The organism is Roseateles sp., from assembly GCF_049240545.1.
Taxonomy (GTDB): domain Bacteria; phylum Pseudomonadota; class Gammaproteobacteria; order Burkholderiales; family Burkholderiaceae_C; genus Paucibacter_A.
Map to the genome: position 1 here is coordinate 1 of NZ_JBMLSK010000282.1, position 12,222 is coordinate 12,222.

Below are 12,222 nucleotides of genomic sequence, written 5' to 3' on the forward strand. Positions count from 1 at the left end.
CATCTCAGCCTCTCCGGGCTGTGGACTTACACCACGCGCCGGGACATCACCTGAAATGGAAAAGAGCGCCCGGCTCACGCGGGGCGCTCTTGTCTGCACATGAGGTGCAACGGATCAGGCTTGCTGGGCCTTGGCGTAGGCAGCGATGCCGGAAGCGATCTCGGCCTTGGCGGCTTCAGGGCCTTCCCAACCTTGAACCTTGACCCACTTGCCGGGTTCCAGATCCTTGTAGTGCTCGAAGAAGTGCTTGATGGCGTTCAGGCGCATCGGGTTCACATCTTCAGGCTTTTGCCAGTGCTGGTACATCGGCAAGATCTTGTCGATGGGCACGGCCAGCAGCTTGGCGTCGCCGCCCGCTTCGTCGTCCATCTTCAAGACACCGATGGCGCGGCAGGTCACCACCACACCGGGGGTCAACGCGAAGGGCGTGATCACCAAGACGTCCACCGGATCTCCGTCGTCCGACAGAGTCTGGGGGATGTAGCCGTAGTTGCAAGGGTAGTGCATCGCGGTCGTCATGAAACGATCGACAAACAGCGCGCCGGTTTCCTTGTCAACCTCGTACTTGATCGGGTCCGCATTCATCGGAATCTCGATGATGACATTGAACTGTTCGGGCGCTTTGGCGCCGGGAGTGACGTTGTGCAGGCTCATAGTGAATTTGCTCGACGAGGGGAAACCCGGATTCTAAGGGCAGGCCTTGCCCAAAACTGACGGGCGCCTGGCGCGCAGGCCGGAAAACTGCCTTGACCTAGCGCATCGTTTACCCGCATTCACTGGGTAAACACCCACGAATCGCAATTGCGCTGCCGGCTTGCCTTCTCGTAGCATCGATTCCAGCGTCCCGCGTCTTGCGTGCAGACCCACTCACCGTGGGCTGATCCCGTTAGCCGGCCGCATCCGCACTTCACCAACGGCAGATAAAACAAAAGGAGACATGTACATGTCGACGAGTTTGGCGCTGTATTTCGCCCTGGCCTGTGGCCTGGCAGCTGTCTTGTACGGCTTCATTCAACGAAGTTGGATCTTGAGTCAGGATGCGGGCAATGCCCGCATGCAGGAAATCGCCGCGGCCATCCAGCAGGGTGCGGCCGCTTATCTAGCCCGGCAGTACAAAACCATTGCCGTGGTCGGTGTGGTGCTGACGATTCTGATTGCGGTGTTTCTGGATGCCATGTCGGCCTTTGGCTTCGTGCTGGGTGCGGTGCTCTCGGGCGCTTGCGGATTCATTGGTATGAATGTGTCGGTACGCGCCAATGTGCGCACCGCGCAGGCGGCCACCAAGGGCATTGGCCCGGCGCTGGATGTCGCCTTCAAGGGCGGCGCCATCACCGGCATGCTGGTGGTGGGTCTGGGGCTCTTGGGCGTTAGCCTGTTCTTCTGGTTCCTCAGCGGCGGTGAGAAGTTCGATCCCACCACGCTGAAGCCCTTGCTGGGCTTCGCCTTCGGCTCCTCCTTGATTTCGATCTTTGCTCGCTTGGGTGGCGGCATCTTCACCAAGGGCGCCGACGTGGGCGCTGACCTGGTGGGCAAGGTGGAAGCTGGCATCCCCGAGGATGACCCGCGCAACCCGGCCGTGATCGCCGACAACGTGGGGGACAACGTCGGCGACTGCGCCGGCATGGCTGCCGACCTCTTCGAGACCTACGCCGTGACCCTGATCGCCACCATGGCGCTGGGCGCGTTGATGGTCACTGCCGCACCGATGGCCGCCATCCTCTATCCGCTGATGCTGGGCGGTGTTTCCATCATTGCGTCCATCATCGGCTGCTATTTCGTCAAGGCCTCGCCGGGCATGAAGAACGTGATGCCGGCGCTCTACAAGGGCTTGGCCGTGGCGGGTGTGCTGTCCTTGATTGCCTTCTACTTCGTCACCAACGCGGTGATGCCGGATGACGCCCTCGGCGCCGGTACCCGCATCCGCCTGTTCGGCGCCTGCGCGGTGGGCCTGGTATTGACCGCCGCCCTGGTTTGGGTCACCGAGTTCTACACCGGCACGCAGTACTCGCCGGTCAAGCACATCGCGCAAGCCTCCACCACGGGCCACGGCACCAACATCATTGCGGGCCTGGGTGTGTCGATGCGCTCCACTGCCTGGCCGGTGCTGTTCGTCTGCGCCGCCATTCTGGCTGCTTATCAGCTGGGCGGACTTTATGGCATCGCCATCGCCGCGACCTCGATGTTGAGCATGGCCGGCATCGTGGTGGCGCTGGATGCCTATGGCCCCATCACCGACAACGCCGGCGGCATTGCCGAGATGTCGGAGCTGCCGGCCAGCGTGCGCGACGTGACCGACCCGCTGGATGCCGTGGGCAACACCACCAAGGCCGTCACCAAGGGCTATGCCATTGGCTCGGCCGGCTTGGCCGCCCTCGTGCTGTTCGCTGACTACACCCATTCGCTGGAAGCGCGCGGCATGCACATTGCCTTTGATCTCAGCGACCCCAAGGTGATCGTCGGTCTCTTCATCGGCGGCCTGATCCCTTATCTGTTCGGCGCCATGGCCATGGAAGCCGTGGGCCGCGCCGCTGGGGCGGTGGTGGTGGAAGTGCGCCGCCAATTCCGCGACATCAAGGGCATCATGGACGGCAGCGGCAAGCCCGAGTACGGCACCGCGGTCGACATGCTGACCACCGCCGCCATCAAGGAAATGATCATCCCCTCGCTGCTGCCTGTGGTGGTGCCGGTGATCGTGGGCCTCGTGCTTGGCCCCGCCGCCTTGGGTGGCCTCTTGATGGGCACCATCGTCACCGGCTTGTTCGTGGCCATCTCCATGTGCACCGGCGGCGGCGCCTGGGACAACGCCAAGAAGTACATCGAAGACGGCCACCATGGCGGCAAGGGCTCTGAAGCGCACAAGGCCGCCGTCACCGGCGACACCGTGGGTGACCCCTACAAGGACACCGCCGGCCCAGCCGTCAACCCGCTGATCAAGATCATCAATATCGTCGCCCTGCTGATCGTGCCACTGCTGCCGATGCAAACCGTCGCCCATAAGCCGGCCCCAGCGGCGGCTGCCGCGGCTTCCGTACCCAACGCGACAGCGGCCAGCGCCGCCAGCGCGGCTCTGCCGGCCGCACCGGCCTCTCAACCCTGAGCTTGAAGCGCCAGCTTGAGGAAAAAACAGCCCGCCTGCGGGCTGTTTCTACTTTCGCGCCGCCTTGGCTCACGCCACAATAGCGCCCAGACACGGGGGACTCTGAAGCTCATGACAAACACGGTGATTGCGAGGCTTGGGCTGGAACGCCGCCGCTCGCAACTGGGCGAGTTGCAGCGCTACCTGCGGGTGCAGGAACAGGGCTTTGTGGATCTGCGCGGCCAAGTCCAGGCGTTTTGCGACCGCTATGTCCAAGCCCTGGGCGCCGCCTATCTGGAGTTGGACGCCCTGGAGTCGCAGCTGCACTGTGCCACCAGCGGCCTGGCCGAGGCACTCAGGCGCAACGGCATCGCCGCCCGCTCACCGCTGGCACCGCAAGCCACCGCCATGCCGGTGCTGCCCCAACTGCCGGGCTCCACCCCACTTCCGCCCGAGCCGGCTGGCACCTGGACTGAAATCGCAGCGCCCAGCCTGAAGACCTTGTACCGCCGCGCGGCCATGCGCCTGCACCCGGATTTCGCCACCGACGATCAAGACCGGCGCGTCCGCGAACAAGGCATGATGCAAGTCAACGAAGCCTACGCAGCCCAGAACCGGGCGCAGCTTGAAGTGCTGTTGCTGGCTGCAGGAGAAGACCCGGTACGCGTCAATGGCGGCAATGTCGACGCGCTGCGCACCTGGCTTGGCCGCTGCGAGCAAATCGTGCAAGGCCGCCTGCGGGTGGTGCAGGCCCATTCCGTGGCCTTGAGCGCGCATCCCATGCATCAACTCTGGCAGGCCATCCACAAAGCCGAAGCCAAGGGCTTGGATCCTCTTGCGGTGATGTTCAATCGCCTCAGCACCCAGATCGCCGAGCGCCGCCAGGAGCTCTATATTGGCCAGCGTCTGCGGCCAGAGTCCGATCTGGCCGTCGCCTTTGTGTTGCGTCGCATCGAGCGCATGGGCGCCGCGACGACCACGACCAGTTAAGGCCGCGATTCGCCCGATGGGCGCGGCTGCTGCCGCAGCCACTCCAGCAGTTCCTCCAAGAATTGTTCACTGGCTTGACTCAAGCCTTGCACCGCACCCTGGGCGTCGGCCGAAGCCGCCGGGCGCTGTACCTCGAAGACCCGCTGCGGTGCATTCGCTGCATCGCCTAAGCGGGCGCGCACGCGCAATCGCACCTGCGACTGGCTGGGCCCCGCGAAGCTCTGCCCGAACTCCTCCAAAGCCAAGCGCAATGGAATGCTCTGGCCAGCCCCCGCTTGCCCCTGCTGCTGCGACTCAATCGCCAGGCGCTGGCGCAAACGCTCGGTCAAGAGGGCAGCCGGCGGCGCCGTCCAACGGCTGTCGCGGTAGACCTCGCGGCGCAAAGGATCGGCATACGCAAGTCGATACGCAATACCGGTTGTGGCCAACCAAGTGGGCGCCGCGATATCGACCACCTGCAGCGCCGGCAAGGCAAGACTCGGTGGCGTCGCTGCAGTTGACGACGTCGCCAAAGCCTGCGGCAGCCCCAGATCGAACACGGCCACAGGCTCGGCCTTATTCAAGGCGCAACCATACAAGACCAGCACAACGGCCAGGGCAAGCGGGCGAGCGTGCGTCAAAACTGGAATGAGGGAGAGCACCATCTCAAGGCCTCCGCGTCTGACGTGCATCGGACTGAAGATCAGCACGACCCTCAAAGCCCGATTCACCGGGCCCAGGCGGCGGCGAAGCCCGACCAAAAATCAAGCTCTGCGGCTGTTCACCCAGATCATTCGCCGCGCGCTCGACCGCTCTCGCCCCTTGGCTGAAGTCATCAAACAAGGCCTGCGTACGCACACGATTCGGGCCCACCATCGCCAGCTCCAGGTTTTTCATCGTCGTCTGCACCTGCAGGGCCGCCTGCCCCAGGCGCTGCAAGTCCAGGCTGCGCTCGCGAAAGTCTTGAACCAAGAGGGTGGACTGGGCACTCATGAGCTCAAAACTGCGCATCGCAGCGCTGGCGTCTTTCAACAGGGACTGAGACTGCTGTGTCAGCGCCGGCAGGGCCAGGGCCGTGGGTTGCAAGGCCTGGCTCAGGCGGGCCGCGCCCTCCCCTGCGGCCCCGACACCCGCCAAAGCCCTCGCCACACGCTCTTGATTGTCATCCCCCAACAGGGTGTTGAGCCGCATGCTCACCTCGCTGAGCCGCTCCATCAACTGCGGGCCCGAGCTGCTGAGCTGATCCAACAAAGACGGCGTCAGTTGCAGCGGCGGTGATGTGGCGCTGAGCCTTGGGGCCAGGTCTTGCCCTTGCGGCTCCGACAGGTCCACATAGGACAAGCCCGTGATGCCCTGATAGCCCAGACGCGCCTGGGTCGCCTGGGTCAAGGGGGCGTCTTTCGCCACGCGGATCGTGATCAAGATCTGTCGCGGATCGGCAGGATCAAAGTCGATCTTCTCGACCTTGCCGACCATCACCCCCCGCAACTTCACCGCCGCCTTGAGATTCAGACCCGGAACGCCGCTGCGCGAGACGATGGTGTAGTTGACCTGCTCACTCCGGTCACCTTGAAACCAGGCCACCACCAGCGCCAACGCCGCACCGAGCAGCAAAATGAAGATCCCGGTGGCCAGGGCATGTGCTCGGTTTTCCATGATGGCAACTCCTTGTCGTGATCGGTGTTCAGCAGCCTGTGCTCACGCCGCCCGTGGCGTTTGCCGCAAGCTGGCGCGGTACGTGCGGATCTGGTCTTCGGCGCACTCGTTCAAATGGCCAAGAAAGAACTCTTGGATGAAGGGGTGCGGCAGTTGGACGACTTCTTGCAGGCTGCCGATGGCCACCAGATGACGCTCGGCCAAGACCGCGATGCGATCCGCCAGGGCAAACAAGGTGTCCACATCATGGGTCACCATCACCACGGTCAGCTTCATCTCGCTGCGCAAGTCCTCGATCAGATTGACAAAACGCTTGCTGCTGGCCGGATCAAGCCCGGCGGTCGGCTCGTCCAAGAACAGCAGGGTCGGATCCAAAATCAGCGCCCGCGCCAGCGCCACCCGCTTGATCATGCCGCCCGACAACTCGGCCGGCATCTTCAGCGCATCCGCAGGGTTCAGGCCCACTTGATGAATCTTCAACATCACCAACTCGCTCAGCAAGCGCGGGGGGACCGCCTTCAACTCACGCAAGGGCAGCGCGATATTGTCAAAAACACTCAGCGCCGAAAAAAGCGCGCCTTGCTGAAACAAAACGCCCCAGCGATTGCGAACCTCGGCCAACGTCTGCGCATCGCAGTCATGCAGGGTGTGGCCGAAAATCTTCACGCTACCTGCTGCAGGCCGCAACAAACCCAACATCACCCGCAACAGGGTCGTCTTGCCGCTGCCCGAGCCGCCAATGATGGCCAAGACCTCGCCGGACTTCACGGTCAAGCTCAGATTGCGATGAATCACCACCCGCCCCAAGACCGAGGTCAAGGCTTGCACCTCAATCACCGGCGCCTCCGCACCTGAGGGCTGTTGTGCGTCCATCTAGATGCCCAACTCCTGAAAGATGATGGCAAACACCGCATCCGCAATGATCACCACCGTGATCGAGCTGACCACCGAACTGGTGGTGCCAATCGCCAGGCTTTCACTATTGGGCTTGATCCTGAGACCGAAGTGACAAGCCACAAAAGCGATCAACAGCCCAAACACATGGGCCTTGCCCAAACCCAGCCACAGATTGGCCTCCGGCACGACGGCGGGAATGCCGTCGATGAACTGCTGGTACTCCAGGCCCAAGGTGGCATGTGCGGCCACCATGCCGCCCGCCAAAATCATGCCGCTGGTCCACAGCGCCACCAAGGGCATGGCAATCGACAAGGCCGCCATCTTGGGCAAGACCAGCCGGATGGTGTGCGAGATCCCCATCACCGACAAGGCATCCAACTCCTGCGTCACCCGCATCACGCCCAGTTGCGCCGTCATCGAGGAGCCGCTGCGTCCCGCCACCAAAATGGCGGCCAACAAAGGGCCGAGCTCGCGCCACACGCTCAGCCCCAGAATATTGATCACATAAATGTCGGCGCCGAACTCGCGCAACTGGCGCGATGTCAGATAAGACAAGGTGATGCCGACCAGAAAACCCACCAGCGCGGTAATGCCCAAGGCCTGTGCACCGGTACGGTAGATATGCGCTGAAGTATCGCGCCAGGCGATCTGACTCGGATGCCGCAACAAATGCCGACAGTCCAGCGCCAATTGCCCCAGCAAACGGGTGGCCGCCAACAGATGCTCGACCAGCAGCAGAAGATCGCGGCCAAAGGCATCCACACTGGGCGGCATGCGCCGCTTTTGCGGCCGAGGCGGCGCGGACACGACCAGCTTCGAAAACATCGCCTGATGTTCCGGGCGCCAGACCATATCGGCAGGCAGTTTTTTGCCCCAGGCCCCCCACAGCAGCAAGGCCCCGGCATTGTCGAGCCGGTCCAGCAGACTCAGATCCCAGCGTTCACAGTTGGAGGCCAGCGCAGCGGCCTGCGCCGCCAGGGGTTCAAAGAACTCACGCAGTGGCAGCAGGCTCCAGTCCCCCTGCACTCGGACCACGCCTCGCCCATCGGCCTCGCGGCCGGCGCTGAGCGAGGGGGAATTGATGCGAATAGTTGCAGCGCCGTCCTCGGACGCAGACTCGACTTGCGCCATTCACTGCTCCATCTCTGATGAATGGAGCATAGCGTCGAAGCGGGGCTTTGAATCAGTGTCTGCGCGTCGTCGCCTCCGAGCGACAACAGGCGCCTAAGCGCCAGACAATTCGGGAAAGCACGGAGGTCTAACTTTCGACACCATGACCTCTGGCCATTAGGCTTACAAGCCTTGCTCTCGTTCGGACGGTCGGCCCGCTCGTCGGCCTTGCGCCTTGGCCGGACAACAGCGCCAGCTGCCTGCTCCGAAATCAAGCGCGCATCACCCACTTGCCTTTTTCACATGCGAACTTTCAAACTCTGCACTCTGGTTCTCGCACTGCAATGCGCGGGCCTAAGCCTTCCAGTGGCCGCCCAGGACCTGGATCGAAATAGCGCCGCCAGCGTGGCGGCCTCGGAAGCGCCGGGACTGGATTTGACCCAGTTCGACCCCAAGGTTCGCGTGCAAGACGACTTGTTCCGGGCGGTCAACGGCGGCTGGTTGAAAAGCGCCCAGATCCCCGCATCCAAAGGCTCTCACGGCAGCTTCGAGATTCTGAGTGACCAAGCCGATGCCCATGTGCGCGCCATCGTCGAACAGCTGGCCGCTCGGCCCCAAGCGACAGGCAGCAATGAGCAAAAGATTGGTGCCTTCTATGCCGCCTTTATGGACGTCGCCGCCATCGACCGCGCGGGTCTGAAGGCCTTGCAGCCGCAGCTGACGGAGATCGCCGCGATTCAAGACCGCCAGCAACTGGCTGCATGGCTGGGTCGACAGCAAGGCCTCCTGAACACCCCGGTGAATCTGTTCATCGCCCCCGATGCCAAACAGCCTTTGCTGAACCGGGTGCAAACCTACCAGGGCGGCCTGGGGCTGCCAGAACGAGACTACTTCATCAATCGCAGCGACCCACGCATGGTCAAGGCGCGTGCCGACTATCTGCGCTACCTGAGCACCCTGGCCCGTTTGAGCGGCGAGCCGCAGCCCGGCGATGCCGCGCGGCGCGTGCTGGCCCTGGAGCACCAGATCGCCGCACAGCACTGGGATGCCGTGGCCAACCGCGATGTGCAAAAGACCTACAACCCGATGACGCCGGCCGAGTTGGCCGCCCTTGCGCCGGGCTTTGACTGGAGCAGCTTTTTTGCCGCCGCGCAGCTGAGCCATATCGACAAACTCTCGGTGACCCAACCCAGCGCCACCATCGGCATCGCCAAGCTCCTCGGTGAGGCCTCCCTGGCCGACTGGAAGCTCTATGCCAAGCTGCACACGCTTGACGCGAATGCCAAGGTCCTGCCCAAGCCCTTCCGCGAGGCCAGCTTTGCTTTCCACGGCAAGGCCATGAGCGGCAGCAAGACGCCCTTGCCGCGCTGGCAAGAAGGCACGGCCGCGGTCAACGACGCGCTGGGCGAGGCGGTCGGCAAACTCTATGTGGCCGCACATTTCAGCCCCGCTCACAAAGCTCACATGCAGGAGCTGGTGGCCAATTTGATGGCGGCCTTTGCTGAATCGATCCAAGGCCTGACTTGGATGAGCCCCGCCACCCAGAAGGCCGCGCAAGAAAAGCTCTCCAAATACACGGTCAAGATCGGCTATCCAGACAAGTGGCGGGACTACAGCGCCCTGCAGGTCAAGCCCGGCGACGCCCTGGGCAACCGCCTGCACGCGGCTCAGTTCGCCTGGGCCCGCGAAGTGGCCAAGGCCGGCCAGCCGGTGGACCGCAGCGAATGGGGCATGACGCCGCAAACCGTCAACGCCTATTACGACCCAAGCGTCAATGAAATCGTGTTCCCGGCCGCGATTCTGCAGCCGCCCTTTTTCGATTTGAATGCCGATGATGCGGTCAATTACGGCGGCATTGGCGCGGTGATCGGCCATGAAATCAGCCACGGCTTTGACGACCAAGGCGCCCAGTACGACGGTGACGGCATGCTGCGCAACTGGTGGACCGAGGCCGACGCCCGGGCCTTCCATGCCCTGGGCGAGCGCTTGGCGACCCAGTTCGACGGCTACCAGGCCTTGCCCGGCAAGAAGGTCAACGGCAAGCTCACCTTGGGCGAGAACATCGCGGACTTGTCTGGTTTGCAGGTCGCCTACAAAGCCTACCTGCGCTCACTCGGCGGCAAGCCCGCGCCGGTGCTCGCCGGCTACAGCGGCGAGCAACGTTTCTTCCTCGGCTTCAGCCAGATTTGGCGCGAGAAGGTGCGAGAGCAGCGCATGCTTCAGCAGCTGACCGCCGATCCCCACTCACCCGGCGAGTTCAGAGCCAATGGCGGCGTGGTCAACCACGACGGTTTCCATCAGGCCTTTGGCACCCAGCCTGGTGACAAGCTGTTCAAGCCCAGCGGGGAGCGCATCCGCATCTGGTAGATGCCCCAGCCCTCGAGTCCGATGGAGCCCAAGCCCCATCGGGCGCGGACCCTGTCCTCTTTCAACCCCCTTGTCGTGCCGCTATGAAATCCATCCAAAAGCTCTCCGCGCTCGCCCTGCTGATCCAGATCGCTTGCGCCAGCCACGCCGCCACACCGACGCCCCAAGCCGGCTTGGACCGATCGGGCTTTGACCCCAGCGTGCGCGTTCAAGACGACTTGTTCAGGGCCGTCAATGGCGGTTGGATCAAGAACACCGAGATCCCCGCCGACAAATCGCGTTATGGCAGTTTCGAGCTGCTGCGAGACCAATCCGACGCGCAAGTGCGCCAGTTGATCGACGAACTCACCGCCAAGCCCCAGGCCGCCGGCAGCAATGCGCAAAAAATTGCGGCCTTCTACAGCAGCTATCTGGACACCGCGAGCATCGACAAGCGCGGCCTGGCCCCGATTCAGCCGCTGCTGGCCAGCATCCAGGCCATCAAGTCCAAGGCCGAGTTGGCCGCCTGGCTGGGTGCCAACCAGATGCGCAGCAATTCGCCCGTGCGCGTCTTCGTCATGGCGGATGCCAAGACGCCCTTGATCAATGGCGTTCGCCTGAGCCAAAGCGGCCTGGGCATGCCGGACCGCGACTATTACCTGAAGAAGGACGATGCGCGCATGATGAAGGCGCGCGAGGCCTATCGCCTCTATCTGAGCACCTTGGCCAGCCAACTCGGCGACAAACAGCCTGAGGCCGCAGCCCTGCGCGTCATGGCCCTGGAGGAACGCATTGCCACGGTGCAATGGGACAAGGTCGACAACCGCGATCCAGTCAAAACCTACAACCCGATGACGCCGGCTGAACTGGCTGCGCTGGCGTCGGGCTTTGACTGGGCCGGCTTCATGAAGAACGCCGGCCTGGGCGACACGGCCAGCCTCTCGGTCTCGCAACCCAGCGCCATTGCGGCCATCTCGCAACTCGTGGCCGAGCAGTCGCTGGCGGACTGGCAGCTCTATCTGAGCCTGCATGCGCTGAGCACCCATGCCGAGGTATTGCCCAAGCCGCTGCGCGACGCCAAGTTCGCCTTCCAAGGCCAAGCCTTGACGGGAGCCAAGGCCGAATTGCCGCGCTGGCAAAAGGCCACCACCGAAACCAATGCGGCGCTGGGCGAAGCGCTGGGCGAGCTCTATGTGGCCCGCCACTTTCCACCCGCCTACAAGGCCCGCATGCAGACGCTGGTGAACAACCTGATGGCGGCCTACAAAGACTCGATCGACAGCCTGGACTGGATGAGCGACCAAACCAAGGCCGAGGCGCAGGACAAACTGTCCAAATACGTGACCAAGATTGGCTACCCCGAAAAATGGCGCGACTACAGCAAGCTGGAAGTGCGCGCCGGCGATGCCTTCGGCAATAGCGAGCGCTCGGGCAGCTTCCAGTGGGCCCGCATGATCGCCAAGGCCGGCAAGCCGGTGGATCGCGCCGAATGGTGGCTCACCCCACAAACCGTCAACGCCTACTACAGCCCCTTGAACAACGAGATCGTGTTCCCGGCGGCGATTCTGCAGCCGCCCTTCTTTGATATGAATGCCGATGACGCGGTCAATTACGGCGCCATCGGCGCGGTGATCGGCCATGAAATCAGCCACGGCTTTGACGACAAGGGCAGCCAGTACGACGGCCATGGCGTGTTGCGCAACTGGTGGACGCCGGCCGACCGCAAAGCCTTCGAAGGCATTGCCGACCGCTTGGTGACGCAGTTCGGCGCCTACGAGCCCATCCCCGGCAAAACGCTCAATGGCAAGCTGACCTTGGGCGAAAACATCGCCGACTTGTCGGGCCTGCAAATCGCCTACAAGGCCTATCAGCGCTCGCTGGGCGGCAAGCCTTCGGCTGTGATTGGCGGCCACACCGGTGAGCAACGCTTCTTCCTCGGCTTCTCGCAAATCTGGCGCGAGAAGGCCCGTGAAGAGCGCGCCTTGCAAATGCTGACCACGGGCCCCCACTCACCCGGCGAGTTCCGCGCCAATGGCACGGCCATCAACCACGACGGCTTCCACCAGGCCTTTGAGACCAAGCCCGGCGACAAGATGCACAAGCCGGCGGCGGAACGCATCCGCATTTGGTGAGATCGCCGCTGTTCAGTTGCTCAACTGTTCAAGGGT

9 protein-coding genes are annotated in these 12,222 nt (G+C 63.2%); 4 read left to right on the top strand and 5 right to left on the bottom strand.

Annotation, left to right across the window (positions count from 1 at the left end):
* Positions 1–114: 114 nt before the first annotated feature.
* Entirely contained in the window at positions 115–654 is a 540-nt protein-coding gene (gene ppa / locus ACOVRJ_RS17965; RefSeq protein ID WP_422045201.1) for an inorganic diphosphatase, read from the bottom strand.
* 289 nt (positions 655–943) lie between these two features.
* On the opposite strand from ppa, the gene ACOVRJ_RS17970 reads away from it, so the two are divergent.
* Both ACOVRJ_RS17970 and ACOVRJ_RS17975 read left to right on the top strand, forming a co-directional pair.
* Positions 944–3,097, top strand: a complete 2,154-nt coding sequence (locus ACOVRJ_RS17970; protein WP_422045202.1) for a sodium-translocating pyrophosphatase — start codon at positions 944–946, stop codon at positions 3,095–3,097.
* A 111-nt stretch (positions 3,098–3,208) separates the two neighbouring features.
* Positions 3,209–4,066, top strand: a complete 858-nt coding sequence (locus tag ACOVRJ_RS17975; protein ID WP_422045203.1) for a J domain-containing protein — start codon at positions 3,209–3,211, stop codon at positions 4,064–4,066.
* Here the strand turns inward: ACOVRJ_RS17975 and ACOVRJ_RS17980 are convergent.
* The 4 genes from ACOVRJ_RS17980 to ACOVRJ_RS17995 are packed head-to-tail and all read right to left on the bottom strand — an operon-like array spanning position 4,063 to position 7,729.
* A complete protein-coding gene (locus ACOVRJ_RS17980; RefSeq protein WP_422045204.1) occupies positions 4,063–4,710 on the bottom strand; it encodes an ABC-type transport auxiliary lipoprotein family protein in 648 nt (215 codons plus the stop codon). The two genes, ACOVRJ_RS17975 and ACOVRJ_RS17980, sit on opposite strands and share 4 nt — an antisense overlap.
* Position 4,711: 1 nt before the next feature.
* On the bottom strand, positions 4,712–5,701 hold the full coding sequence (locus ACOVRJ_RS17985; protein ID WP_422045205.1) for an MlaD family protein: 990 nt from the start codon (positions 5,699–5,701) through the stop codon (positions 4,712–4,714).
* Between the two features lie 42 nt (positions 5,702–5,743).
* Entirely contained in the window at positions 5,744–6,574 is an 831-nt protein-coding gene (locus tag ACOVRJ_RS17990; protein WP_422045206.1) for an ABC transporter ATP-binding protein, read from the bottom strand.
* Entirely contained in the window at positions 6,575–7,729 is a 1,155-nt protein-coding gene (locus ACOVRJ_RS17995; protein ID WP_422045207.1) for an MlaE family ABC transporter permease, read from the bottom strand. It lies immediately after the preceding gene.
* A gap of 345 nt (positions 7,730–8,074) precedes the next feature.
* Here ACOVRJ_RS17995 and ACOVRJ_RS18000 point away from each other — a divergent pair, with 345 nt between their 5' ends.
* Positions 8,075–10,075, top strand: coding sequence for a M13 family metallopeptidase (locus ACOVRJ_RS18000; RefSeq protein ID WP_422045208.1), 2,001 nt, complete (start codon positions 8,075–8,077; stop codon positions 10,073–10,075).
* An 83-nt stretch (positions 10,076–10,158) separates the two neighbouring features.
* A complete protein-coding gene (locus ACOVRJ_RS18005) occupies positions 10,159–12,186 on the top strand; it encodes a M13 family metallopeptidase (protein WP_422045209.1) in 2,028 nt (675 codons plus the stop codon).
* Positions 12,187–12,222 lie beyond the last annotated feature (36 nt).